General features: G+C 70.6%; 23 protein-coding genes and 1 riboswitch. Of the genes, 14 read left to right on the plus strand and 9 right to left on the minus strand.

Going from position 1 to position 23,156, the window contains the following annotated elements; translation table 11 throughout:
* The first annotated feature begins 181 nt into the window (after nucleotides 1-181).
* Entirely contained in the window at nucleotides 182-493 is a 312-nt protein-coding gene (locus ACFVIU_RS18505; RefSeq protein ID WP_385843619.1) for a hypothetical protein, read from the plus strand.
* Here ACFVIU_RS18505 and ACFVIU_RS18510 read toward each other — a convergent pair.
* Together ACFVIU_RS18510 and ACFVIU_RS18515 are read right to left on the minus strand one after the other, a co-directional pair.
* Complete coding sequence (locus tag ACFVIU_RS18510) at nucleotides 483-1,076, minus strand: nicotinamidase (RefSeq protein WP_385843621.1); 594 nt, start codon at nucleotides 1,074-1,076, stop codon at nucleotides 483-485. The two genes, ACFVIU_RS18505 and ACFVIU_RS18510, sit on opposite strands and share 11 nt — an antisense overlap.
* Before the next feature lie 95 nt (nucleotides 1,077-1,171).
* The gene (locus ACFVIU_RS18515) at nucleotides 1,172-2,518 is read right to left on the minus strand and encodes a nicotinate phosphoribosyltransferase (RefSeq protein WP_385843622.1); all 1,347 of its coding nucleotides are present in this window, start codon (nucleotides 2,516-2,518) and stop codon (nucleotides 1,172-1,174) included.
* A gap of 57 nt (nucleotides 2,519-2,575) precedes the next feature.
* Between ACFVIU_RS18515 and clpS the strand changes: the two genes are divergently transcribed.
* From clpS to ACFVIU_RS18555, 8 genes are all read left to right on the plus strand, one after another.
* Complete coding sequence (gene clpS / locus ACFVIU_RS18520) at nucleotides 2,576-2,893, plus strand: ATP-dependent Clp protease adapter ClpS (RefSeq protein WP_385843623.1); 318 nt, start codon at nucleotides 2,576-2,578, stop codon at nucleotides 2,891-2,893.
* Between the two features lie 13 nt (nucleotides 2,894-2,906).
* Nucleotides 2,907-3,512: a DUF2017 domain-containing protein gene (locus tag ACFVIU_RS18525; RefSeq protein WP_385843624.1), complete on the plus strand. Its 606-nt coding sequence runs from the start codon at nucleotides 2,907-2,909 to the stop codon at nucleotides 3,510-3,512.
* A gap of 379 nt (nucleotides 3,513-3,891) precedes the next feature.
* Nucleotides 3,892-5,328: an amino acid permease gene (locus ACFVIU_RS18530; protein ID WP_385843625.1), complete on the plus strand. Its 1,437-nt coding sequence runs from the start codon at nucleotides 3,892-3,894 to the stop codon at nucleotides 5,326-5,328.
* Between the two features lie 146 nt (nucleotides 5,329-5,474).
* Complete coding sequence (locus tag ACFVIU_RS18535; RefSeq protein WP_385843627.1) at nucleotides 5,475-5,897, plus strand: Mov34/MPN/PAD-1 family protein; 423 nt, start codon at nucleotides 5,475-5,477, stop codon at nucleotides 5,895-5,897.
* Nucleotides 5,898-6,060: 163 nt separating this feature from the next.
* Nucleotides 6,061-6,339: a MoaD/ThiS family protein gene (locus ACFVIU_RS18540; protein WP_385843629.1), complete on the plus strand. Its 279-nt coding sequence runs from the start codon at nucleotides 6,061-6,063 to the stop codon at nucleotides 6,337-6,339.
* Between the two features lie 17 nt (nucleotides 6,340-6,356).
* Nucleotides 6,357-7,307: a PLP-dependent cysteine synthase family protein gene (locus ACFVIU_RS18545; RefSeq protein WP_385843630.1), complete on the plus strand. Its 951-nt coding sequence runs from the start codon at nucleotides 6,357-6,359 to the stop codon at nucleotides 7,305-7,307.
* A gap of 274 nt (nucleotides 7,308-7,581) precedes the next feature.
* On the plus strand, nucleotides 7,582-9,648 hold the full coding sequence (locus ACFVIU_RS18550; protein WP_385843632.1) for a putative Ig domain-containing protein: 2,067 nt from the start codon (nucleotides 7,582-7,584) through the stop codon (nucleotides 9,646-9,648).
* Nucleotides 9,649-9,781: 133 nt separating this feature from the next.
* Nucleotides 9,782-10,231, plus strand: coding sequence for a hypothetical protein (locus tag ACFVIU_RS18555; RefSeq protein ID WP_385843633.1), 450 nt, complete (start codon nucleotides 9,782-9,784; stop codon nucleotides 10,229-10,231).
* On the opposite strand, the gene ACFVIU_RS18560 is transcribed toward ACFVIU_RS18555, so the two are convergent.
* A complete protein-coding gene (locus tag ACFVIU_RS18560) occupies nucleotides 10,228-10,686 on the minus strand; it encodes a type II toxin-antitoxin system PemK/MazF family toxin (protein ID WP_385843634.1) in 459 nt (152 codons plus the stop codon). The genes ACFVIU_RS18555 and ACFVIU_RS18560 overlap by 4 nt on opposite strands.
* Nucleotides 10,687-10,909: 223 nt before the next feature.
* Here ACFVIU_RS18560 and ACFVIU_RS18565 point away from each other — a divergent pair, with 223 nt between their 5' ends.
* Nucleotides 10,910-11,662, plus strand: a complete 753-nt coding sequence (locus ACFVIU_RS18565) for an MBL fold metallo-hydrolase (protein WP_385843636.1) — start codon at nucleotides 10,910-10,912, stop codon at nucleotides 11,660-11,662.
* Nucleotides 11,663-11,751: 89 nt separating this feature from the next.
* Here the strand turns inward: ACFVIU_RS18565 and ACFVIU_RS18570 are convergent, their stop codons facing one another.
* Together ACFVIU_RS18570 and ACFVIU_RS18575 are read right to left on the minus strand one after the other, a co-directional pair.
* Nucleotides 11,752-13,017: a PTS transporter subunit EIIC gene (locus ACFVIU_RS18570; protein WP_385843637.1), complete on the minus strand. Its 1,266-nt coding sequence runs from the start codon at nucleotides 13,015-13,017 to the stop codon at nucleotides 11,752-11,754.
* Nucleotides 13,018-13,185: 168 nt separating this feature from the next.
* A complete protein-coding gene (locus ACFVIU_RS18575; RefSeq protein WP_385843639.1) occupies nucleotides 13,186-14,490 on the minus strand; it encodes a PTS transporter subunit EIIC in 1,305 nt (434 codons plus the stop codon).
* Between the two features lie 184 nt (nucleotides 14,491-14,674).
* Here ACFVIU_RS18575 and ACFVIU_RS18580 point away from each other — a divergent pair, with 184 nt between their 5' ends.
* The 3 genes from ACFVIU_RS18580 to ACFVIU_RS18590 all read left to right on the plus strand — a co-directional run bounded on the left by ACFVIU_RS18580 (nucleotide 14,675) and on the right by ACFVIU_RS18590 (nucleotide 16,283).
* On the plus strand, nucleotides 14,675-14,908 hold the full coding sequence (locus ACFVIU_RS18580) for a glucose PTS transporter subunit EIIB (RefSeq protein WP_385843640.1): 234 nt from the start codon (nucleotides 14,675-14,677) through the stop codon (nucleotides 14,906-14,908).
* A gap of 99 nt (nucleotides 14,909-15,007) precedes the next feature.
* Entirely contained in the window at nucleotides 15,008-15,745 is a 738-nt protein-coding gene (gene rph, locus ACFVIU_RS18585) for a ribonuclease PH (RefSeq protein ID WP_385843642.1), read from the plus strand.
* 136 nt (nucleotides 15,746-15,881) lie between these two features.
* Nucleotides 15,882-16,283 carry a hypothetical protein gene (locus tag ACFVIU_RS18590; RefSeq protein ID WP_385843643.1) on the plus strand — a complete coding sequence of 134 codons (402 nt, stop codon included), beginning with the start codon at nucleotides 15,882-15,884 and terminating at the stop codon, nucleotides 16,281-16,283.
* An 18-nt stretch (nucleotides 16,284-16,301) separates the two neighbouring features.
* Here the strand turns inward: ACFVIU_RS18590 and ACFVIU_RS18595 are convergent, their stop codons facing one another.
* From ACFVIU_RS18595 to ACFVIU_RS18605, 3 genes are read right to left on the minus strand one after another with little or no spacing between them, the layout of a single operon-like run.
* Nucleotides 16,302-17,264 carry an ATP-binding cassette domain-containing protein gene (locus ACFVIU_RS18595; protein ID WP_385843645.1) on the minus strand — a complete coding sequence of 321 codons (963 nt, stop codon included), beginning with the start codon at nucleotides 17,262-17,264 and terminating at the stop codon, nucleotides 16,302-16,304.
* Nucleotides 17,265-17,269: 5 nt separating this feature from the next.
* On the minus strand, nucleotides 17,270-18,097 hold the full coding sequence (locus ACFVIU_RS18600; RefSeq protein ID WP_385843646.1) for an ABC transporter permease: 828 nt from the start codon (nucleotides 18,095-18,097) through the stop codon (nucleotides 17,270-17,272).
* Nucleotides 18,090-18,890: an ABC transporter permease gene (locus ACFVIU_RS18605; RefSeq protein WP_385843647.1), complete on the minus strand. Its 801-nt coding sequence runs from the start codon at nucleotides 18,888-18,890 to the stop codon at nucleotides 18,090-18,092. The genes ACFVIU_RS18600 and ACFVIU_RS18605 overlap by 8 nt, the downstream gene beginning before the upstream one ends.
* Before the next feature lie 1,266 nt (nucleotides 18,891-20,156).
* On the opposite strand from ACFVIU_RS18605, the gene ACFVIU_RS18610 reads away from it, so the two are divergent.
* The gene (locus ACFVIU_RS18610) at nucleotides 20,157-22,553 is read left to right on the plus strand and encodes a transglycosylase domain-containing protein (RefSeq protein ID WP_385843850.1); all 2,397 of its coding nucleotides are present in this window, start codon (nucleotides 20,157-20,159) and stop codon (nucleotides 22,551-22,553) included.
* Nucleotides 22,554-22,580: 27 nt separating this feature from the next.
* Here the strand turns inward: ACFVIU_RS18610 and ACFVIU_RS18615 are convergent, their stop codons facing one another.
* A complete protein-coding gene (locus tag ACFVIU_RS18615; RefSeq protein WP_385843649.1) occupies nucleotides 22,581-22,901 on the minus strand; it encodes a DMT family transporter in 321 nt (106 codons plus the stop codon).
* Between the two features lie 37 nt (nucleotides 22,902-22,938).
* Nucleotides 22,939-23,013: riboswitch (guanidine-III (ykkC-III) riboswitch) on the minus strand.
* Nucleotides 23,014-23,156: the final 143 nt, after the last annotated feature.

The following is a 23,156-nucleotide window of genomic DNA, read 5'->3' on the forward strand; positions in this document are numbered from 1 at the left end:
ACACCGGCCCAAACGCCCGCATCCACTATCTCGTACCATCGCCCCCCCACAAAAAATTACCGTTATAACCCCACGCAAAAAAATCTACGGCCCCAACCCCCGGGGGGGGGCCCCCCCGATCGTGTTTAGGTGCGTCCTGTGACTCGCTTATTGACACCGACCGAAACGGGGATGTGACCGGATGGCCGCAGGAGGCTTCTGCAAGCTGCCGAACGGCATGGTCGTGGTGGCGCTGAACCTGCCCCACGGCGCCGTCGGCGTACGGGTACTCGTGCACGCCCGCAACCGGGCGCGGGCCCTGACCAGGCTCCGCAACCTGGGGCTGCGCGCGGTCTATCTGCGCGGCAACGCGGCACCGCCGACGCCGGACGAGATCACGGCGGTGCTGCACCACCCGGACGGCCTGATATGGCGGACCGACAACGGTGTCAACCCCGGGGAGCTGTGGCACCCGATCAGGGCGCTGCTCCGGGCACCGGTGGTTACGCGTTGACCACCGGCTTGCCGGTCAGCTCGATGCCCGCCTCGCGCATCTCCTCCAGGGCCCGCTCGGTGGTGGCCGGGGCCACCCCGGCCGTCAGGTCCAGCAGCACCTGGGTGCGGAAGCCCTCCCGGGCGGCGTCCAGGGCGGTGGCCCGCACGCAGTGGTCCGTGGCGATGCCCACCACGTCCACCTCGTCGATCTCCCGGGCCCGCAGCCACTCGGCCAGCGGGGTGCCGTTCTCGTCCGCGCCCTCGAAGCCGCTGTACGCCGCCGAGTAGGCCCCCTTGTCGAACACCGCGTCCACCGCGCCGGAGGCGACGGCGGGCGCGAAGTTCGGGTGGAAGCCGACGCCCTCCGTGCCGGCGACGCAGTGCGCCGGCCAGGAGTGGACGTAGTCGGGGTTGTCGGCGAAGTGGCCGCCGGGGGCGATGTGGTGGTCACGGGTGGCGACGATGTGCCGGTACCCGGTGCCGCCCGCCTGGGCGATCAGCTCGGTGATGGCGGCGGCCACGTCCGTACCACCGGCCACGGCGAGGCTGCCTCCCTCGCAGAAGTCGTTCTGCACATCTACGACGATCAACGCGCGGCGCATGGTGGTGTCCTTCGACTATTGGGTTAAGTGTCTGAGCCTAGAGACTTGCGGGCCGGTGCGGGAGGGGTGCGGCGGGGGCGGGCGTCGGTCCGGCTTCAGCTACCCGAGCGCGACGGCAGGTATTCCGTCGGGATGACGGCTTCTCCGCGGGAGAGCTGGGTCGCCGAGAGGGGGAGGTTCGCCCGGGCGGCGATGTGCCGCTCCCGGGGCACGTCCAGCGGTTCGCGCGCCACGACCTCACCGCCCTTGACCAGCTCCACCAGCAGCTGGCGGTCGGCCAGCTCCGGCGGTACCGGGCCGGTGCCGACGACCTCCGCCTCGGCCACCCCGTCCGCGTCCAGCCGGCGCGCCGCCCACTTGCGGCCCCCGACGGACGCCTTGCCCCCGCTCGACTTCTTCGCGACCGGCACCAGCGGGGCCCCGGGGTCGGCGGAGTCGGCGCGGGCGACCAGCTTGTAGACCATCGAGCAGGTGGGGTGCCCGGAGCCGGTCACCAGCTGGGTGCCGACGCCGTACGCGTCCACCGGCGCCGCGGCGAGCGAGGCGATGGCGTACTCGTCCAGGTCGGAGGTGACGACGATCTTGGTGTCGGTGGCGCCCAGCTCGTCCAGCTGCTGGCGCACCCGGTGCGCGACGAGCAGCAGGTCCCCGGAGTCGATGCGGACCGCGCCCAGCTCGGGCCCGGCCACCTCCACCGCCGTACGCACCGCCTCGGTGACGTCGTAGGTGTCGACCAGCAGGGTGGTGCCCCGGCCGAGGGTGTTCACCTGGGCCTGGAAGGCGTCGCGCTCCCGGTCGTGCAGCAGGGTGAAGGCGTGCGCGGAGGTGCCCACGGTCGGGATGCCGTAGCGGAAGCCGGCGGCCAGGTCGGACGTGGTCGCGAAGCCGCCCACGTAGGCGGCGCGCGCGGCGGCGACGGCGGCCAGCTCGTGGGTGCGGCGGGCGCCCATCTCGATCAGCGGGCGGTCCCCGGCGGCCGAGGCCATGCGGGAGGCGGCGGCCGCGATCGCCGAGTCGTGGTTGAGGATGGAGAGGATCACGGTCTCCAGCAGCACGCACTCGGCGAAGCTGCCCTCGACGCGCATGATCGGGGAGCCCGGGAAGTAGACCTCGCCCTCGGGGTAGCCCCAGATGTCACCGGTGAAGCGGTAGTCGGCGAGCCAGTTCAGGGTCTCCTCGTCGACGATCTTCCGTTCGCCCAGGAAGCCGAGGACACCGGCGTCGAAGCGGAAGTTCTCCACCGCGTCCAGGACGCGTCCGGTGCCGGCCACGACGCCGTAGCGGCGCCCCTCCGGCAGCCGCCGGGTGAAGACTTCGAACACGCTCCGCCGTTCGGCCGTACCGGCCTTCAACGCGGCCTGAAGCATGGTCAGCTCGTACTGGTCCGTGAAGAGCGCCGTCGAGGGAACATCCACCGGCAGCCCAAGGTCCGCTGTGTTCATGACCAAGGAGCATACTCCCTTTTCGTCGGTGTGACGATTTCGAAGCTCCGTGGCAGCATGGGCAGTGTGACGTCACCCGCGCCCCTGGAGATCGAACGCACCGAGTCGGCGGAACAGGCATTCGCCGTTCCCGAACCCGACGTCCCGTGGGTGACGATCGTGCACAACGACCCGGTCAACCTGATGAGCTATGTGACGTACGTCTTCCAGACGTACTTCGGCTACACCAAGGACAAGGCCACCAAGCTCATGCTCGACGTCCACCACAAGGGCCGGGCGGTCGTCTCCAGCGGTACCCGCGAGGAGATGGAACGCGACGTGCAGGCGATGCACGGTTACGGCCTGTGGGCCACCCTCCAGCAAGACCGGAAGTAGCGAAGCCACTTACATGCCCGGACTTTTCGAACCGCTTTCCGGCGGCGGCGCGGCCGTCGCGCTCGACGACGTCGAGGTCTCCATCATCCGGTCGCTGGCCGTCCAGCTCCTGGAGCTGATCGGCCCCGGGCCGGGCGCCGACGCCTCCGACGATCCGCTGGCCGAGCTGTTCGCCGAGGGGCCGAGCGAGCCGCCCGCCGACCCGGTGCTGCGCAGACTCTTCCCGGACGCCTACAGCGACCCGGAGAAGGTGCCCGACTCGCCCGGCGAGATCGAGGAGCGGCGCGCCCACTCGGCCGAGTTCCGCCGCTTCACCGAGAACGACCTCCGGGCCGGCAAGCGGGAGAACGCGCTGGCGGTGATCCGCACCCTGGACGCGCTGGCGCCGGTGGACGACAGCGGGGCGGTGCTGAAGCTGTCCCCGGCGGAGTCCCGGCAGTGGCTCGGTGCCCTCAACGACCTGCGGCTGGCGATCGGCGCCCGGCTGGAGATCACCGCCGAGGACGACACCGACCTGCTCTACCGGCTCCCGGACGAGGACCCGCGCAAGCCGATGGTCATGGCGTACCTGTGGCTCGGCGGGCTCCAGGAGACCCTGGTGGCGACGCTGCTGCCGTAACGGCGGACCCTGCTGCGAGAAGGCGGCGGGCGTCTGCCTGTCCCGATACGGAACGGAATCTTCCGGTGCACGGATGTTCGCTCAGCGGACACTCAAATCCGGATAACGATCCCGTCACCGTTGCGGCCTGGTTTGTCGCGCTCGAGCGTTCTTTGTCCGCTTTTCCCTGTGCGGTGCGTCACATCGCCTTCGTGTGATCACTCTTGCGGCCGTGATACATCTTCACGACCGCCCGGCCAACACCACCCACGTTCGGCCGGGTGCGCCACCGAGCCGACGACCGTCGGCCAGGCAACAGCTCCAGCAATCCGGGGGGATCGAGACCCGATCCGGGGCCGACGCAAAGGCCCGGGTCGGCATGGAGAAAGGCGCACCACACATGACCTCAGCGCAGGTCGACCGGCAACACGACGGCAATGAGGCCGTGCAGGTCACGGACGGCGAGGCGGGCGAGGGGTACCACCGCGGACTCGGGTCCCGGCAGATCCAGATGATCGCCATCGGCGGTGCCATCGGCACCGGCCTGTTCCTCGGCGCGGGCAAGGGCATCTCCAAGGCCGGACCCAGTCTGATCCTGGCGTACGCCATCGCGGGCGTCGTCATCTTCCTGATCATGCGCGCCCTCGGCGAACTGCTGATGTACCGCCCGGTGTCGGGCTCCTTCTCGGAGTACGCGCGCGAGTTCATCGGCCCCTTCGCGGGCTTTGTCACCGGCTGGACGTACTGGCTGTTCTGGGTGGTCACCGGCATCACCGAGGTCACCGCCGCGGCCAAGTACATGACGTACTGGTTCGACATCCCGCAGTGGATCTCGGCCCTGGTCTTCACGATCGTCCTCTACGGCGCCAACCTGATCTCCGTGAAGCTCTTCGGCGAGCTGGAGTTCTGGTTCTCCATGGTCAAGGTCACCGCGATCATCGGCATGATCCTGATCTGCGCCGGCATCCTGACGATCGGCTTCTCCGACGCCGGCGACACCGCCTCCGTGGCCCACCTGTGGAACGACGGCGGCTTCTTCCCGCACGGCGTCGGCAACACGCTGATGACCCTCCAGATGGTCATGTTCGCCTTCCTCGCCGTCGAGCTGGTCGGTGTGACCGCGGGCGAGTCCAAGGACCCCGAGAAGGTGCTGCCCAAGGCGATCAACACCGTGCCCTGGCGGATCGCCGTGTTCTACGTCGGCGCGCTGATCATGATCCTGTCGGTCGTGCCGTGGACCAGCTTCCAGCCGGGTGTGAGCCCCTTCGTGGCCGCCTTCCAGAAGATGGGCCTGGCCGCCGGCGCCGGCATCGTCAACTTCGTCGTCCTGACGGCCGCGCTGTCCTCCTGCAACTCCGGCATGTACTCCACCGGCCGGATGCTGCGCGACCTCGCCCTCAACAACCAGGGCCCGCAGGTCTTCACCAAGCTGACCCGCAGCGGCACGCCGCTCGTCGGCACCACCTTCTCCGCCGCGCTGATGCTGGTCGGCGTCTGGATCAACTACCAGTGGCCGGGCAAGGCGTTCGACTACGTCGTCTCCTTCGCGACCATCTCCGGCATGTGGGCCTGGATCGTCATCCTGCTCTGCCAGCTCCGCTACCGGGCCAAGGCCGACCATGGCGAGCTGCCGCAGAGCGCGTTCCGGGCGCCCGGAGCGCCGTACACCAGCGTGTTCGCCCTGCTGTTCATCCTCATGGTGATCGTGCTCATGGGGATCGACAAGGACGCCCGGGTGTCGCTGTACTGTGCCCCGCTGTGGGGCGCGATCCTCGGCGTGGCGTACGCGGTGCTCAAGCGCCGCAACCCCGAGGCGGCGGCCTTCAGCAAGCGCTGAGCCGCATCGAGGCCACCGGAAAGGGACGTCCGGCCGGCGAGGATACTCGTGGCATCCTCGCCGGCCGCCGCTCAGGGCGTCCGGCATGTGGGCCGTCCCGTACCATCCCTCGGTACGGGACGGCCCCTTTGCTTATCCTGGCCGACATGCTGACCATCACCCAGGCCCTGCACGACCAGATCGTCGCCCACGCCCGCAAGGACCACCCCGACGAGGCGTGCGGCGTCGTCGCGGGGCCGGCGGGCTCGGACCGCCCGGAGCGCTTCATCCCGATGCTGAACGCGGCCATGTCGCCCACCTTCTACGAGTTCGACTCGGGCGACCTGCTCAGGCTCTACCGCGAGCTGGACGACCGCGACGAGGAGCCGGTGGTCATCTACCACTCGCACACCGCGACCGAGGCCTACCCCTCGCGCACCGACATCTCCTACGCCAACGAGCCCGGCGCGCACTACGTCCTGGTGTCCACCGCCGACACCGACGGCCTCGGCGAGTTCCAGTTCCGCTCGTTCCGGATCGTGGACGGAGAGGTGACCGAGGAGGAGGTCACGGTGGTGGAGGCCTACTGATCTCACCAGTCGGTCGGTTTTCGTCCGTCATGTGGGATCACATTCCGGGACCGGGTTCGGGAATCGATACGATGAGCCCATCGTTCTGTGACTGTGGTGCGTGCCCGCTGCTGACGTACCGAGCCCGCCGTTCCGACGACACCTTTGACAGGAGCCCGCGACCATGGCCATCGAGGTCCGCATCCCCACCATCCTCCGCACCTACACCGACGGTCAGAAGGCGGTGGAGGGCCAGGGGGACACCCTCGCCGAGCTGTTCGCCGACCTCGACACCCGGCATGCGGGCATCCAGGCCCGCATCGTGGACGGCGGCCAGCTGCGCCGCTTCGTGAACGTCTACCTGAACGACGAGGACGTCCGCTTCCTGGACGGCATCGAGACCAAGCTGTCCGACGGCGACAACGTGACCATCCTGCCGGCCGTCGCCGGCGGCATGCGCTGATCGGTCCACGGTCAGCGATGCGCTACGACTCCCCGCTGGCCGCGGTGGGCAACACCCCGCTGGTGCGCCTGCCGCGGCTCTCGCCGTCCGCCGACGTCCGGATCTGGGCGAAGCTGGAGGACCGCAATCCCACCGGCTCGGTCAAGGACCGCCCCGCGCTGCACATGATCGAGCAGGCGGAGAAGGACGGCCGGCTGACCCCGGGCTGCACCATCCTGGAGCCCACCTCCGGCAACACCGGCATCTCCCTGGCCATGGCCGCCAAGCTCAAGGGCTACCGCATGGTGTGCGTGATGCCGGAGAACACCTCCCAGGAGCGCCGCGACCTGCTCGGCATGTGGGGTGCCGAGATCATCTCCTCGCCGGCCGCGGGCGGCTCCAACACCGCCGTGCGCATGGCCAAGGAGCTGGCCGCCGAGCACCCCGACTGGGTGATGCTCTACCAGTACGGCAACCCGGACAACGCGGGCGCCCACTACGCCACGACCGGCCCGGAGATCCTCGCGGACCTCCCCTCCGTCACCCACTTCGTCGCGGGCCTCGGCACCACCGGCACGCTGATGGGCGTCGGCCGCTATCTGCGCGAGCACAAGCCGGACATCCAGATCGTCGCCGCCGAACCGCGCTACGACGACCTTGTCTACGGCCTGCGCAACCTCGACGAGGGCTTCGTCCCCGAGCTGTACGACGCCTCCGTGCTGACCAGCCGCTTCTCGGTCGGCTCGGCCGACGCGGTCACCCGCACCCGGGACCTCCTCCAGCAGGAGGGCATCTTCGCGGGCGTCTCCACCGGCGCCGCCCTGCACGCGGCGATCGGTGTCGGGAAGAAGGCGGTCAAGGCCGGGCAGTCCGCCGACATCGTCTTCGTCGTGGCCGACGGCGGCTGGAAGTACCTCTCCACCGGCGTCTACACCGCGGCCACCACGGAAGAGGCCATCGAGACCCTCCAGGGCCAGCTCTGGGCCTAGCCGGCCCCGGACCGCCCCGCTTCAGCCCCCTCTTGGGATGCCTATGAGGGGGCTAAGCGCTTCCTATGGTGAAGCAAAGAAATGCTTTGGGCACTGCCGGTGAAGCCGGGGCCACGGATACGTTCCTGACCGCACCCTGACATGTCACGTTCACCGACATTTCGGGGCGTCTGTGAGTGTCATGCTCATGACTGCGCGGTTCGCCGCCGCACGCGCGTCACGGGCCTGCCCACCCAGTGCGAGAAACCCCACTTCCCCATGGAGGCAGTACCCCATGCGTGAGTCACGCCCGCGCGGGCGCGGACAGAACCTGCGAAGAGCTCTGGCCGTCGCCTTCCCCGCGCTCGCCCTCACCGTCACCGGGCTCGTCGCGGCGCCGACCGCCGGCGCCCAGCCCGTCACGGCGCACCCGCACACCACCAAGGTCACGCAGAACGCCAAGGCCCTGACGGACCCGAAGCGGCAGACCTTCCACACCACCGGCAAGGCCGGCCAGAAGGTGCCCACCCAGCACCTGTGCGCCACCGCCGAGCCGGGTCACGCGTCCTGCTTCGCGCAGCGCCGCACCGACATCAAGCAGCGCCTGGCCAACGCCGTCGCGGCCGCCACGCCCTCCGGCCTCTCCCCGGCCAACCTGCACAGCGCCTACAACCTGCCCACCACGGCCGGTTCGGGCATGACGGTCGCCATCGTCGACGCGTTCAACGACCCGAACGCGGAGGCCGACCTGGCCACCTACCGCTCCACCTACGGCCTGTCCGCCTGCACCAAGGCCAACGGCTGCTTCAAGCAGGTCAGCCAGACCGGCTCCACCACCTCGCTGCCGACCAACGACACCGGCTGGGCCGGCGAGGAGGCGCTCGACCTCGACATGGTCAGCGCCACCTGCCCGAACTGCAACATCATCCTGGTCGAGGCCAACTCCGCCAACGACACCGACCTCGGCATCGCCGAGAACGAGGCCGTCGCGCTCGGCGCCAAGTTCGTCTCCAACAGCTGGGGCGGCTCCGAGTCCTCCACGCAGACCAGCGAGGACACCCAGTACTTCAAGCACCCGGGTGTCGCCATCACCGTCTCCGCGGGCGACTCCGCCTACGGCGCCGAGTACCCGGCGACCTCGCAGTACGTGACCGCCGTCGGCGGCACCGCGCTCACCCAGTCCTCGACCTCGCGCGGCTGGAGCGAGTCCGTCTGGCACACCAGCTCCACCGAGGGCACCGGCTCCGGCTGCTCCGCCTATGACCCGAAGCCGAGCTGGCAGACCGACACCGGCTGCTCCAAGCGGATGGAGGCCGACGTCTCCGCGGTCGCCGACCCGGCCACCGGTGTGGCGGTCTACGACACCTTCGGCGGCTCCGGCTGGGCGGTCTACGGCGGCACCAGCGCCTCCGCCCCGATCATCGCCGGCGTCTACGCCCTGGCGGGCACCCCGGGCTCGGCCGACTACCCGGCGAAGTACCCCTACCAGCACACCGGCAACCTGTACGACGTGACCAGCGGCTCCAACGGCTCCTGCTCCACGGCGTACTTCTGCACCGCCGAGACCGGCTACGACGGCCCGACCGGCTACGGCACCCCGAACGGCACCGCCGCCTTCACCTCCGGCACGAGCACCGGCAACACAGTGACGGTCACCAACCCCGGCAGCCAGTCCACCACGACCGGCGGCTCGGCCAGCCTCCAGATCAAGGCCACCGACAGCGCGGGCGCGGCCCTGACCTACAGCGCCACCGGCCTGCCGACCGGGCTGTCCATCAACAGCTCGACCGGCCTGATCTCCGGCACCGCGTCCACCGCGGGCACCTACCAGGTGACGGTCACCGCGAAGGACTCCACCGGCGCCACCGGTTCCACCTCCTTCACCTGGACCGTCGGTTCCTCCGGCTCCGGCTGCTCGTCCTCGCAGCTGCTGGCCAACCCGGGCTTCGAGTCGGGCAGCACCGGCTGGACCGGCTCCAGCGGCGTCATCACCAACGACACGGGTGAGGCGGCCCACGGCGGCTCCTACAAGGCCTGGCTGAACGGCTACGGCTCGGCCCACACCGACACGCTGTCCCAGTCGGTGACCATCCCGGCCGGCTGCAAGGCCACGCTGAGCTTCTACCTGCACATCGACACCGCCGAGACGGGCAGCACCGCGTACGACAAGCTGACCGTGACCGCCGGTTCGACCACCCTGGCGACGTACTCGAACGTCGACGCCTCCTCCGGTTACGTGCAGAAGACCTTCGACCTGTCCTCGCTGGCGGGCCAGACGGTCACCCTGAAGTTCAACGGCGTGGAGGACTCCTCCCTCCAGACCAGCTTCGTCGTGGACGACACCTCCCTGACGACCGGCTGAGCCATACGGAGCAGTGACCCGGTCCCGCACGCGGAAGGAAACCTTCCGCGTGCGGGATCCTTTTGCGCCGGTGGTACGTCACATCTGCACCAGGCGGCCGGTCGTCCGGCCACAGCAGAAAGGCAGAACCCCCATGCGCCGTACGACCCTCTGCGTCCTCGCCGGAGCAACGGCCCTGCTCCTCGCCGGCTGCGGCTCCCAGAGCGGCAAGGACACCGCGAGCAGCGGCAAGGTGCACTCCTCGCCGACCGCGAGCGGCACCGGCTGCGCGGGCCAGGTGGAACTGAAGGCGGCCGACAGCGGCCGTACCGTCTGTGTGGCCAAGGGCGGCGAGGTGCGGATCACGCTGGACGGCACCAAGACCCGGCCGTGGAAGCCGGTCATGGCGAGCGGCACCGCGCTGAAGGCGATCAACACCGGGTTCGTCATCCAGCCGGGCGACGCCACGGCCGCCTTCCAGGCGGTGGCCGCCGGCACGGAGAAGCTGACCTCCACCCGCCCCCTGTGCCCCCAGTCCACCGACCCCGGCCAGGTCTCCTGCAAGGGGATCCAGTCCTGGACGGTGACGGTCGAGGTCCGCTAACCGGCCAGGTGCCGTACCTGGTCCCACAGGACCGGGTCGACCACGCCCACCCGGCGCCGGAAGTGACCGAACGGCACCTCGCGCAGCTCGTCCGTCTCCAGGAAGCTCGGCCGGCCCCCGGCGTCGCCGACCGCGCCGGGCGGCAGCGGGATGACCCCGGCCCGCTCGTCGCGGTACTTGCTGGTGATCTTCGCGACCGTGGCCCGGTCGCCCCGCACCGTCAGCACCAGGCAGGGCCGGTCCTTCAGCCCGGGCCGGTCCTCGTAGGGGACGTTCGCCCACCAGATGTCCCCGGGGGCCGGCCGCAGGGCGTGCGGCGCGCGGGTGCCCGGCCGGCCCGGCGGCCTGAGGTGCCGCGCGGCGGCCCGGCGGCCGCGGCCCCAGCCGTCGACGAGCGTGGCGACCAGCGCGAGCAGCACCACCGCCGCGAGCGCCAGCCACCAGGACGTGTCCATACACACGACGTTACCGGCGCGCGGCACGCCCCGCGCGCCCTCTGCCGAACCTGATGCGCCCCACGTCCAGCCGAACCGGTGACAGCACAGGTGAGTTCGCCCACAACGGCCCCTGGCAAAGGAGCGACCCGCGCTTTCCCGCCTTACGCTCGACGGACCGCACGACCACCGTCAGTCCGCACCCCCGCCCGCATCGTTTCCCGCCAACGGAGGTTTCTGCTTCATGAAGCTCACCGTCGTCGGCTGCTCGGGGTCGTTCCCGTCCGCGGATTCGGCCTGCTCGAGCTACCTCGTCGAGGCCGACGGCTTCCGGTTGCTGCTCGACCTGGGCAATGGCGCCCTCGGCGAGCTGCAACGCCACTGCGGTCTCTACGACCTCGACGCCATCTTCCTCAGCCATCTGCACGCCGATCACTGCATCGACATGCTCGCCTACTTCGTGGCGCGCTACTACCGCCATGACGGCGGCCGCTGCGCACCGATCCCCGTGTACGGCCCCGAGGGCACCGAACACCGTCTGACCACGGCCTACGCCGACACCCCCTCCGCCTCCTCCATGAGCGAGGTCTTCGACTTCCGCACGGTCAAGCCGTCCACCTTCGAGATCGGACCGTTCACCGTGCACACCGAGCGGGTCCGGCACCCGGTGGAGGCGTACGGCATCCGGATCGAGCACGCGGGGAGGTCGCTGACGTACTCCGGCGACACGGGCGTCACCGAGGCGCTGGACCAGCTGGCCCGGGACACCGATCTGTTCCTGTGCGAGGCCGCGTTCACGCACGGCAAGGAGAGCATCCCCGACCTGCACCTCAACGGGCGCGAGGCGGGGGAGACGGCGGCACGCGCGGGGGCGCGCCGTCTGCTGCTCACGCACATCCCGCCGTGGACCGATCCCGAGATCAACCTGCGGGACGCGCGCGCGGTGTACTCCGGGCCGGTGGATCTGGCCGTACCGCGGGCCAGCTACGAGGTCTGAGCCCGGCTAGGGGTGTGGAAGCGGGAATTCCCCGGGCCGCGCTGAGGCGGCCCGGGGAATTCCGGTTCTGACGGGGTTGTCCGAGGGCCTTACTTGGCCTCGGCCTTCTGGAGCTCGGCGAGTTCCTCGTCCGACTCCCGGCCCGGCGTGGGCAGGTTGAACCTGGTGATCGCGAAGCGGAACACGACGTAGTAGACCGCGCCGAAGCAGAGGCCGACCAGGGCCAGGCCCCACGGGTTGTGCGCGATGCCCAGGTTCAGGAAGAAGTCGATCGCACCGGCCGAGAAGCCGAAGCCGTCCTTCATGCCCAGCGCCCAGGTCAGCGCCAGGGAGACACCGGTGAGCACCGCGTGGATGGCGTACAGGGCCGGCGCGATGAACATGAAGGTGAACTCGATCGGCTCGGTGACGCCGGTGACGAAGCTGGTCAGCGCGAGCGAGAGCATCATGCCGCCGACGACCTTGCGGCGCTCGGGGCGGGCGCAGTGCACGATGGCGAGGCAGGCGGCCGGCAGGCCGAACATCATGATCGGGAAGAAGCCGGTCATGAACTGGCCCGCGCTCGGGTCGCCGGCCAGGAAGCGCGCGATGTCACCGCTCTTGCCGTGGTACTCGCCCGCCTGGAGCCAGGGGAAGGAGTTCAGCAGGTGGTGCATGCCGATCGGGATCAGCGCACGGTTGGCGGCACCGAAGAGACCGGCGCCGACGGCACCCGAACCGACCAGCCACTCGCCGAAGTTGTGCAGACCGGTGCCGAGGAAGGGCCAGATGTAGCCGAAGACGATGCCGAGGACCAGGCCCGCGAAGGCCGACAGGATCGGCACCAGCCGGCGGCCGCCGAAGAAGCCCGCCCAGTCGGGCAGCTTGGTGCGGTAGAAGCGCTGGTAGATCAGCGCGACCGCGAGGCCCATCACCACGCCGCCGAGGACCTTGGCGTCCGCCGGGGCGTCGGCCATGACTATCTTGCCGTCGACGACCGTGGCCACCTTGGGCAGGCTCTTGTCGGTGAAGGTGCCCAGCACGTTCTTGAACACGAGGTAGCCGACGACCCCGGCGAGCGCCGTGGAGCCGTCCGACTTCTTCGCGAAGCCGATCGCGATGCCCACGGCGAACAGCAGCGCCATGTTGTTGAGGATCGCGTTGCCGCCGGCCGCCATGAACGACGCGATCTTCGTCAGGAAGGCCGGGAAGTCCGGGCGGCCCAGCATGTCGTCGTTGCCGAGGCGGACGAGGAGTGCGGCGGCCGGCAGCACGGCCACCGGCAGCATCAGGCTGCGGCCGATGCGCTGGAGCACCGCCATCACTCCGGCGCCCTTCTTCTTCTGGGCCGCGGGAGCGGCGGTCGCCGTGGTCACAAGTTCCTCCAAGGGCAAGGCGCCGCCCGGGAACCATGGAAGGGGACGGCAGCGTCTCTGGTCTACACCACCCAGTGGTGTAGACCTGTTGTAGCACGATGAAGGCGGGATAAGGAACCACGAAATCCGCGACGAAAGGGCTACGCGCCGTAGGCCCGGCGGAAGGCCTCAGACCTTGGTGACGTCCTCGACGTCCTCGGCCGGTTCCCGGCCCGGGGTCCTCAGGTCGAACCTGGTGATGGCGAAGCGGAACACGGCGTAGTAGACGGCCGCGAAGCACAGGCCGAGCGGGACGATGGCCCAGGGCCGCGTCGCCAGCTGCCAGTTGATCACGTAGTCGATCAGACCGGCCGAGAAGCTGAAGCCGTCGTGCACCCCGAGCGCCCAGGTCACCGCCATCGACACACCCGTCAGCAGGGCGTGGACCGCGTACAGCGCCGGCGCGATGAACAGGAACGAGTACTCGATCGGCTCGGTGATGCCGGTGACGAACGAGGTCAGCGCGACCGACAGCATCAGACCGCCGACCTCCTTGCGCCGCTCGGGCCGGGCGGTGTGGGTGATCGCCAGCGCGGCGGCCGGCAGCGCGAACATCATGATCGGGAAGAAGCCCGAGGTGAACTGGCCCGCGTGCGGATCGCCCGCGAGGAACATGTTGATGTCGCCGTGCACCACCGTGCCGTCCGGCTTGGTGTAGCTGCCGAACTGGAACCAGATGGGCACGTTCAGGAACTGGTGCAGGCCCACCACCAGCAGCGCCCGGTTCGCCACCCCGAACAGCCCGGCGCCCCAGGAACCGGCGTCCCGCAGCCACCCGCTGAAGGTCTCCAGAGCGCTGCCGACCGGCGGCCAGACCCACAGGCACACCACGGCGAAGAGGATCGCCACGAACGCCATGAGGATCGGCACCAGCCGGCGGCCGTTGAAGAAGCCGAGCCAGTCCACCAGCCGGGTGCGGTGGAACCGGGCCCAGAGGTAGGCCGCCAGCAGGCCCAGCACGATGCCGCCGAACACCCCCGGGTTCTGGAAGGTGAAGGCGCTCACCGTGCCGTCCGCCACCTGGCAGCCGGTCTCCACGACCTTGGCTCCCGCCGGGCAGGTGTGCGGGAACTGGTGCAGCACGCCGTAGTAGACGAGGAAGCCCGCCACCGCCGCGAGCGCCGTGGAGCCGTCCGACTTCTTCGCCATGCCGATCGCGACCCCCACGCAGAACAGCAGCGGCAGCCCGATCGAACCGTCGAGCAGTGCGCCGCCCGCGCCGCTCATCACCCTCGACACATTGGTCCAGCCCAGACCGTCCTTGCCGAACACGTCCGGCTGGCCGAGCCGGTTGAGGATGCCCGCGGCCGGCAGCACCGCGATGGGCAGCTGAAGGCTGCGGCCCATCTTCTGCAACCCCTGGAACAGCCGGTTCCAGCGCTCCCGCGCCGGGCTCACCGTGCTCTCGGAGCTGCTGGCGCTCTCCGCGCTCATGGGCGCCTCCCGGCCACTCGACTCGGACGCGGTTTGGCGACCGTCCCCGGGGTGGTGTAGACCAGTTGGCGGACGGTTCCGCTGTCGTGATCGCCATCATTCGGCACGGACGGCATGACCGCTCGCGAAGATGGGCCAACTGTGGGTTACTGCGACAAAGCGGTTCGGATCAGGGAGAAGGAACATGGCCAGCAAGGCTGAGAAGATCGTCGCCGGCCTCGGCGGAATCGACAACATCGAGGAGATCGAGGGCTGCATCACCCGGCTGCGCACCGAGGTCTCCGACCCCTCGCTGGTCGACGAGACCGCCCTGAAGGCCGCGGGCGCCCACGGCGTCGTGAAGATGGGCACCGCCGTGCAGGTCGTCATCGGCACCGACGCGGACCCGATCGCCGCGGAGATCGAAGACATGATGTGAGCCGTCCCGGCTCACCCCGGGCCGCTGCGGCTCACCCCGGAGGGGGCTCTTCCCGATGCGGGAGGAGCCCCTTCCGTATAGGGGACTAGGCTCATGCGCATGTCTCGCATCGACGGCCGTACCCCCGAACAGCTCCGCCCGGTCACCATCGAACGCGGCTGGAGCAAGCACGCCGAGGGCTCCGTCCTCGTCTCCTTCGGCGACACCAAGGTCTTCTGCACCGCCTCCGTCACCGAAGGCGTCCCCCGCTGGCGCAAGGGCAGCGGCGAGGGCTGGGTCACCGCGGAGTACGCCATGCTGCCCCGCGCCACCAACACCCGCGGCGACCGCGAGTCCGTCAAGGGCAGGATCGGCGGCCGGACCCACGAGATCTCCCGCCTCATCGGCCGTTCCCTGCGCGCCGTCATCGACTACAAGGCGCTCGGCGAGAACACCGTCGTCCTCGACTGCGACGTCCTCCAGGCCGACGGCGGCACCCGCACCGCCGCGATCACCGGCGCCTACGTCGCCCTCGCCGACGCCGTCGCCTGGGCCCAGGGCAGGAAGCTGATCAAGGCCGGCCGGCAGCCGCTCACCGGCACCGTCAGCGCGGTCTCCGTCGGCATCGTCGGCGGCGTCCCGCTCCTCGACCTCTGCTACGAGGAGGACGTGCGCGCCGAGACCGACATGAACGTCGTCTGCACCGGCGACGGCCGCTTCGTCGAGGTCCAGGGCACCGCCGAGGCCGCGCCCTTCGCCCGCGACGAGCTGAACGCCCTGCTCGACCTCGCCGTCACCGGCTGCGCCGAGCTGACCGCCCTCCAGCGCGCCGCCCTGGAGGCCACGCTCGCCCAGTAGGCGGGAGAGAAGAAGGGGAGACCGGAAAGGAGCTGCGGCGGCGCAACCCCCGCACCCTTACCGGCGTCCTACCGGTACGGGCGTACGGCCCAGTGTCGTACGCCCGTTCTGCCGTCCAGGGGAGGGAACCACCATCATGGCCGCCAGCCGACGCCGGGGCCGCGTCACCGCCATCGCCGCGACCGTGGCCGTCGCCGTGCTGACCGCCGGGCTCACCACCGGCTGCGACGCCGTCGACAAGGCCCTGGACTGCGTGCAGACCGCCGACTCCGTCGCCGACAGCGTCACCGACCTCCAGCAGGCCGTGGAGAACGCCTCGAACGACCCGACCCAGGCCGACACCGCCCTCGACCAGATCGAGAAGGATCTGAAGAAGATCGGCGACAAGACCGACAACGCGGACGTCAACAAGGCGGTCGACGACCTGAACAAGGCCGTCGGCAACGTGCGGACGGCCCTCAAGAACGGCGACCGCACCCCCGACCTCAGCCCGGTGACCGACGCGGCCGGGGAACTGACCAAGGTCTGCACCAGCTGACCGGCCCGGCGCCCCGGCTCACGGCGCCGCCTTCTCCGCGTACATCCGGGCGATGACCGCCTCGATGTCCGGTTCCCGGACCGACAGGTCCACCAGGGGGTACTCCGCCGCCAGTCGCGCCACGAGCGGGGCCGCCGACTGGCCGGCGGGGAACGCCAGCCACTGCCGCGGCCCCTCCACCCGCACCACCCGGGCCGACTCCACCTCGACCGGCGGCAACTCCCGCTCCAGGTCCACCACGAGCGTCCGCTCGCTCTCCCCGGCCTCGTGCAGCCCCTCCAGCGGGCCGTCGTACACCAGACGCCCGTGGTCGATCACCATCACCCGCGAGCACAACTGCTCGATGTCCGTCAGGTCGTGCGTGGTCAGCAGCACGGTCGTGCCGCGCTCCGCGTTCAACTCCCGCAGGAAGCCCCGCACCTTGGCCTTGGACACCACGTCCAGGCCGATCGTCGGCTCGTCCAGGTACAGCACCTCGGGGTCGTGCAGCAGCGCCGCCGCGATGTCCCCGCGCATCCGCTGGCCCAGCGAGAGCTGGCGCACCGGCACGTCCAGCAGGGCGCCCAGCTCCAGGAGTTCGACGCACCGGTCCAGGTTCTCCCGGTAACGGGCCTCCGGGATGCGGTACATGCGGTGCGCCAGCCGGTAGGAGTCGATCAGCGGCAGGTCCCACCAGAGCGTCGTACGCTGCCCGAACACCACCCCTATCCGGTGCGCGAGGCGGTGCCGCTCGCGCGAGGGGTCGATGCCCGCCACCCGCAGCCGGCCGCCGCTCGGCGTCAGGATCCCGGTCAGCATCTTGATGGTGGTCGACTTCCCGGCGCCGTTCGGCCCGATGTACCCGACCATCTCCCCGCGCGCCACCGTGAAGGAGAGCGAGTCCACGGCCCGCACCTCGCGCCGCTCCCGCTTCAGGAACCCGGTCTTCCTGCGGACCTGGAAGACCTTCTCCACCTGCTCCACCGTGATGAAGTCACTCATGCCACTCAGCTCCCCGTGCTCCGGTACGAACGAAGTCCCGCCCGCCAGGCCAGCCCCGCGAGCGCACAGCACCCCACCGCCACCGCCGGCGACAGGAACGCCGTCCACCGCGGCAGGCCCAGCGGACCCGGCCGGTCCAGCACGTAGGCCGCGGGCAGCCAGTTGACGAAGGCCAGCGGCAGCACGAACGTCACCCCGCGCACCAGCTCCCGCGCGAACACCGTCGGCGGATACTGCAACAGCGTCGTACCGCCGTAGGTGAAGGCGTTCTGCACCTCGGAGGCGTCCTGCGCCAGGAACTGGAAGGCGGCGCCCACCACGAACACCGCGCAGAAGATCCCGCAGCCGCTCACCAGCATCACCGGCAGCAGCAGCACCTTCAGCGGCGTCCAGTCCACCTCCAGCCGGGTCAGCGACCAGGCCAGCACCAGCGCGCCCTGCGTCACCCGGCCGAGCCGCCGCAGCGCGAACCGGTCGGCCGCCACCTGGGCCAGCACCGGCACCGGCCGCAGCAGCAGGGTGTCCAGCGTGCCGTCCCGCAGCCGCGCCCCCAGCTTCTCCATCGGCCCGATGACCAGGTCGGCCAGCCCGAAGGCGGTCGCGGAGACGCCGTAGAGGAAGGCCACCTCCGGCAGCGACCAGCCGCCGAGGGCGTGCACCCGGGAGAACATCAGCACGATCGCGACGAAGTCCAGGAAGGTCGTGGCGAAGTTGCCGATGGTGGTCATCGCGAAGGAGGCCCGGTAGGCCATGGTGGACCTGACCCACATCGCGGCGATCAGCAGATAGGCCCGCAGCCCCTCCCGCGCCCGGCCGGTGACGTGCTCAGCCACCCTGGACCACCACCCTGCGCGTCGCCGCCGACTGGAGCAGCCGCCCGGCACCCAGCAGCACCACCGCCCAGGCCCCCTGGAACAGATAGGTGCCCAGCGGGTCCGCGTGCCCCAGCAGGATCTGCGCCGGCGCCTGGAGCAGCGAGGACCAGGGCAGCAGCCGTACGACCTCGCCGAGCGTCCCCGGGAAGATGTTCAGCGGCAGCAGCATGCCCGAGCAGAAGTAGCCCAGCAGCCAGGACATCTGCGTCACCCCCATGCCGTCCATCAGCCAGAACGCGCTGAGCGCCACCAGGTACCTCAGGCCGAACCCGACGATCATGGCGAGCAGTACGGCGACGAGGAAGGCGATCCAGGTGCCGGCGTCCGTCGGTAAGTACATCGGGAAGCACAGGGCGCCGAAGAGGAAGGGGACGACACCCCGCCCCAGCAGCTGGAAGAGCGCCCGGCCCAGGTCGGTGGCGAGCCACCACAGCTGAAGATCGGCCGGCCGGTACAGGTCGATCGCCACGTCCCCCGTACGGATGCGTTCCATCAGCTCGCCCTCGACGCCCCCGCCGCCGATCGCGAGCGTCGACAGGAACGCCTGTCCCAGCCACACGTACGTCACGACCTGTGCCTGGTCCCACCCGCCGAGGTGCGGCCGCTGGTCCCACACCGCGCGGTAGGTGTAGACGAGGATCAGCCCGAAGACGGTGTTGGTGAAGACCCCTGCCGCAGTGGCGGCGCGATACGTCGCGTACCGTCGGAATCCCCCCGCCGCGACGGCCGCGTACAACCGTCCCGCACCCATGTCAGTCGACCTCCTCGGACAGCTCGACACCGAAGCGCAGGAGCCTAGTCCGGAGGCCCGGCGGCCGGCCACGCATTTTGTGCCCGAAGTGTGCCGGGATCCGGGAACGGAACGCCAGGTGCGAGAGTCTTCACACCGGGGGCGCAGAAGCGTACGAGGCGTACGGGAACGTACGACGCGAAACAGGAGTCCGTGCACGACATGAGCGACGAGCCGCAGCCGCAGCAGCCGAAGGAAGGCGCCGCGCCGGAAAAGCCGCTGCCGGCTGAGGGGCCCGGAAACCCCGGGGGCCGTGAGGAGACGGCCCCCGACAAGGCGGAGGGGGCTGCACAGCCGAGCGAGCCGAAGAACGCAGACGGGCCGAAGAGCACCGGCAAGCCGTCCGGTGCTTCTGCCGGTGCTTCTGCCGGGAAGGGGAAGGCGCCGGACGCCGGGAAGGGGCCGGACGCCGGGCAGACGGCGGGACAGGACCGCTCGGGCACGGTGAGCGGCGCGGCCCAGGACCGTACGGCCTCCATCGCGCGCGCCCGCCAGGCCGCTCGCGGCGGCAAGGGTGCGGGCGCCGACGCTGCCTCCGGCGGCAAGGGTGCCGGTGCGCGCGCTGCTTCCGGTTCCGGCGAGCCGGGCGCCCCGGCGACCCCGCGCGACTCCGAGCAGCCGCCGTCGGCCGAGAGCACCCAGGTGCTGCGCCGCATCACGCCGCCCGGGGACACCCGGGCACCGGGCAAGGGCCAAGGCAAGGGCAACAGTGAGGGCCAGGGCCAGACCCCGGGCAAGGCGCAGGGCAAGAGCCCGGCCCCGTCGCCCGGCCAGGCCCCCGAGACGACCCAGGTCCTGCGCCGCGTCAACGCGCCCCGCTCCGCGGGCTCCGGCGCCGCGTCCGCCGCGGCGAAGGGTGCCGCAGGTGCGGCCGGTGCCGCAGGTGCTGCCAAGGGTGCTGCCGGTGCGGCGGGAGGAGCCGCGGCCGGTGCCGCAGGAGCAGCGGCAGCCAAGGGTGCCGCCGGTGCGGCCGGAGCCGCAGCAGCGGGTGCCGCGGGTGCCGCCGCCTTCGGTGCCTCCGGCACCCCCCGCCCGACCGGCACCCCCCGCCCGACCGGCACCCCCCGCCCGACCGGCACCACCCGCCCGACCGGCACCACCGGCGCCACCGGCTCGACCGGTAAGCCCAGCGTCCCCGGCACCCCCGGAGGTCCCGGCACCCCCGGAGGCCCCGGCACCCCCGCCGCCCCCGGCGCTCCCGGATCCACCCCTGCCCCCGAGCCCGAGATCGCCGTGCTCAGTGGCGCCGCCGACGGGGAGGGCAAGAAGGGGAAGAAGGGCAAGAAGCCCAAGCGGACCGGATGGCGGCGGCTCATCCCGACCTGGAAGATGGTGCTCGGCACCTTCCTCGTCGGCATACTGCTGATCATCGGCGTCTTCTTCATCGGCTACTCGATGGTCCAGATCCCGCCGGCCAACGCCCTCGCCACCAAGCAGAGCAACGTCTATCTGTACGCCGACGGCTCCCAGCTGGCCCGCGACGGCCAGATCAACCGCGAGAACGTGAGCCTCGCGCAGGTCTCCAAGGCCGCCCAGCACGCCGTACTGGCCGCCGAGGACCGCGACTTCTACAGCGAGTCCGCCGTCGACCCCAAGGCGATGCTCCGCGCCGCCTGGAACACCGCGACCGGCAAGGGCAAGCAGTCCGGCTCGACGATCACCCAGCAGTACGTGAAGAACTACTACCTGGCCCAGGAACAGACGGTCACCCGTAAGGCCAAGGAGTTCTTCATCTCGATCAAGCTGGACCAGCAGAAGACCAAGGACCAGATCTTCGAGGGCTACCTCAACACCAGCTTCTTCGGCCGCAACGCCTACGGCATCCAGGCCGCCGCCCAGGCCTACTACGGCGTGGACGCCGAGAACCTCGACCCGGCCCGCGCCGCCTACCTCGCCGCGCTCGTCAACGCGCCCAGCGAGTACGACGTCGTCGCCCACCCGGAGAACAAGTCCGCGGCCCTCGCTCGCTGGAACTACGTCCTGGACGGCATGGTCAAGAAGGGCTGGCTCAGCCAGTCCGAGCGCACCGGCCTGAAGTTCCCGATGCCGAAGGAGCAGACGGTCTCCACCGGCCTGTCCGGCCAGCGCGGCTACCTCGTCGAGGCGGTCAAGCACTACCTGACCACGAACAACATCATCGACCCCGACAAGCTCGCGCTCGGCGGCTACCGGATCACCACCACGATCCAGAAGAACAAGCAGAACGCCTTCGTGAAGGCGGTGAACGACCAGCTGATCTCCCAGCTGGACAAGAAGAACCGCAAGGTGGACAGCTACGTCCGCGCGGGCGGTGCCTCCGTCGACCCGAAGACCGGCAAGGTCGTCGCGATGTACGGCGGCATCGACTACGTGAAGCAGTACACCAACGGCGCGACCCGCGGTGACTTCCAGGTCGGCTCCACCTTCAAGCCCTTCGTGTTCACCTCCGCGGTGCAGAACGGCTCGACCACCCAGGACGGCCGCACCATCACGCCGAACACCATGTACGACGGCACCAACGAGCGCCCCGTGCAGGGCTGGAGCGGCGGCGGCTACGCCCCGCAGAACGAGGACCAGAAGTCGTACGGCCAGATCACCGTCACCAAGGCGACGGACCTGTCCGTGAACTCGGTGTACGCGCAGATGGCCGTCGACGTCGGCCCGTCCAAGGTCAAGCAGACCGCGACCGACCTCGGCATCCCCGCCGACACCCCGGACCTCCAGCCGTACCCGTCCATCGCGCTCGGCACCGCCACCGCCAGCGTCCTGGACATGGCGGAGGCGTACGCCACCCTCGCCAACCACGGCAAGCACGGCACGTACACCCTGATCGAGAAGATCACCAAGGACGGCACGGAGGACGTCACGCTGCCCGACGAGCCGGCCAAGCAGGCCGTCAGCCGGGAGGCAGCCGACACCACCACCTCGGTGCTCCAGAGCGTGGTCGACCACGGCACCGCCACCGCCGCGCTCCAGGCGGGCCGCCCGGCGGCCGGCAAGACCGGCACCGCGGAGAACGACACCGCCGCCTGGTTCGCCGGCTACACCCCGGACCTGGCCACCGTGGTCTCCGTGATGGGCCAGGACCCGGTGACGGCCAAGCACATGCCGCTGTACGGCGCGCTCGGCCAGGTGCGGATGAACGGCGGTGGCCCGCCCACCCAGATCTGGGCGCAGTACACGCGTGACGCGCTCAAGGGCAAGGCGGCCGCCGACTTCGACCTCCAGCTGGAACAGGGGGCCGACCAGCCGCAGGCGCCCGGCTCCACCGCTCCGTCCGCGCCGGCCGTCACCGGCGCCCAGGACAACGGCGGCACCACCGGCACGCCCAGCGACGGCGCCAGCACTCCGGCAACCGGCGGCACCACCGGCACCCCGGGCACCGGCGGCACGACCACGGACGGCAACACGGCCGGCGGGGGGACGACGACCGGCGGCACCACCACGGGCGGCGGCGGGACCACCGGTACGGACACCACCGGCGGCACCACCGGCACCACGGGGACGACCACCGACCCCAGCACCACCGGCGGGTCCACGACGACCGGCGGCGGGGGCACCGGTGGCGGCGGTACGGGCGGTGGCACCGGCGGCGGCACGGGCGGTGGCGCGGGCGGCCCCGGAGGAGGTCCGGGAGGTCTCTGATCTCCGAAGGTGACGGGCCCTGACGGCTCAGTGACCGCTGGTCGCCTTCAGACCCACGACGGCGACCAGCAGCAGGACCACGAAGAACACCCGGGCGGCGGTGACCGGCTCACCCAGCACCACCATGCCGAGCACCGCCGCCCCGGCCGCGCCGATGCCCACCCACACGCCGTACGCGGTACCGATGGGCAGGGTCTTCGCGGCGTACGACAGCAGCACCATGCTCGCGACGATGCCGGCGCCGGTGAACAGACTCGGGACCAGCCGGGTGAACCCCTCGCTGTACTTCATCCCGATCGACCAGCCGACCTCGAGCAGACCGGCGACGAGCAGCAGAACCCAGGCCATGACAGGCACCTTCCGAGACGGGGGACGACTCTTCCTCGGTGCGTCGTCTTTGCCTGCATCCCGGTACGGCGCGTCTCGTCGGGCTCCCTTACGAAGCTAGCAAAAGGAACGCGGGGTGGGGGGGGGGGGGGGGGGGGGCCCCCCCCCCCCCCCCCCCCCCCCCAAACCGCCCCCCCCCCCCCCCCCCCCCCCCCCCCACAGCCACCCCCCCCCCGGGCCCCCCCCCCGCCCGCCCCCACCCCCCCCCCCCCCCCC

The organism is Streptomyces sp. NPDC127190 (assembly GCF_042672505.1).
Taxonomy (GTDB): Bacteria; Actinomycetota; Actinomycetes; order Streptomycetales; family Streptomycetaceae; genus Streptomyces.

What these genes read in the sequence shown, in the direction of transcription:
- ACFVIU_RS18505 (WP_385843619.1), top strand. Translation starts at nt 182, where the DNA reads ATGGCCGCAGGAGGCTTCTGCAAGCTGCCGAACGGCATGGTCGTGGTG.
- ACFVIU_RS18510 (WP_385843621.1), bottom strand. Translation starts at nt 1,076, where the DNA reads ATGCGCCGCGCGTTGATCGTCGTAGATGTGCAGAACGACTTCTGCGAG.
- ACFVIU_RS18515 (WP_385843622.1), bottom strand. Translation starts at nt 2,518, where the DNA reads ATGAACACAGCGGACCTTGGGCTGCCGGTGGATGTTCCCTCGACGGCG.
- clpS (WP_385843623.1), top strand. Translation starts at nt 2,576, where the DNA reads ATGGGCAGTGTGACGTCACCCGCGCCCCTGGAGATCGAACGCACCGAG.
- ACFVIU_RS18525 (WP_385843624.1), top strand. Translation starts at nt 2,907, where the DNA reads ATGCCCGGACTTTTCGAACCGCTTTCCGGCGGCGGCGCGGCCGTCGCG.
- ACFVIU_RS18530 (WP_385843625.1), top strand. Translation starts at nt 3,892, where the DNA reads ATGACCTCAGCGCAGGTCGACCGGCAACACGACGGCAATGAGGCCGTG.
- ACFVIU_RS18535 (WP_385843627.1), top strand. Translation starts at nt 5,475, where the DNA reads ATGCTGACCATCACCCAGGCCCTGCACGACCAGATCGTCGCCCACGCC.
- ACFVIU_RS18540 (WP_385843629.1), top strand. Translation starts at nt 6,061, where the DNA reads ATGGCCATCGAGGTCCGCATCCCCACCATCCTCCGCACCTACACCGAC.
- ACFVIU_RS18545 (WP_385843630.1), top strand. Translation starts at nt 6,357, where the DNA reads ATGCGCTACGACTCCCCGCTGGCCGCGGTGGGCAACACCCCGCTGGTG.
- ACFVIU_RS18550 (WP_385843632.1), top strand. Translation starts at nt 7,582, where the DNA reads ATGCGTGAGTCACGCCCGCGCGGGCGCGGACAGAACCTGCGAAGAGCT.
- ACFVIU_RS18555 (WP_385843633.1), top strand. Translation starts at nt 9,782, where the DNA reads ATGCGCCGTACGACCCTCTGCGTCCTCGCCGGAGCAACGGCCCTGCTC.
- ACFVIU_RS18560 (WP_385843634.1), bottom strand. Translation starts at nt 10,686, where the DNA reads ATGGACACGTCCTGGTGGCTGGCGCTCGCGGCGGTGGTGCTGCTCGCG.
- ACFVIU_RS18565 (WP_385843636.1), top strand. Translation starts at nt 10,910, where the DNA reads ATGAAGCTCACCGTCGTCGGCTGCTCGGGGTCGTTCCCGTCCGCGGAT.
- ACFVIU_RS18575 (WP_385843639.1), bottom strand. Translation starts at nt 14,490, where the DNA reads ATGAGCGCGGAGAGCGCCAGCAGCTCCGAGAGCACGGTGAGCCCGGCG.
- ACFVIU_RS18580 (WP_385843640.1), top strand. Translation starts at nt 14,675, where the DNA reads ATGGCCAGCAAGGCTGAGAAGATCGTCGCCGGCCTCGGCGGAATCGAC.
- rph (WP_385843642.1), top strand. Translation starts at nt 15,008, where the DNA reads ATGTCTCGCATCGACGGCCGTACCCCCGAACAGCTCCGCCCGGTCACC.
- ACFVIU_RS18590 (WP_385843643.1), top strand. Translation starts at nt 15,882, where the DNA reads ATGGCCGCCAGCCGACGCCGGGGCCGCGTCACCGCCATCGCCGCGACC.
- ACFVIU_RS18595 (WP_385843645.1), bottom strand. Translation starts at nt 17,264, where the DNA reads ATGAGTGACTTCATCACGGTGGAGCAGGTGGAGAAGGTCTTCCAGGTC.
- ACFVIU_RS18605 (WP_385843647.1), bottom strand. Translation starts at nt 18,890, where the DNA reads ATGGGTGCGGGACGGTTGTACGCGGCCGTCGCGGCGGGGGGATTCCGA.
- ACFVIU_RS18615 (WP_385843649.1), bottom strand. Translation starts at nt 22,901, where the DNA reads ATGGCCTGGGTTCTGCTGCTCGTCGCCGGTCTGCTCGAGGTCGGCTGG.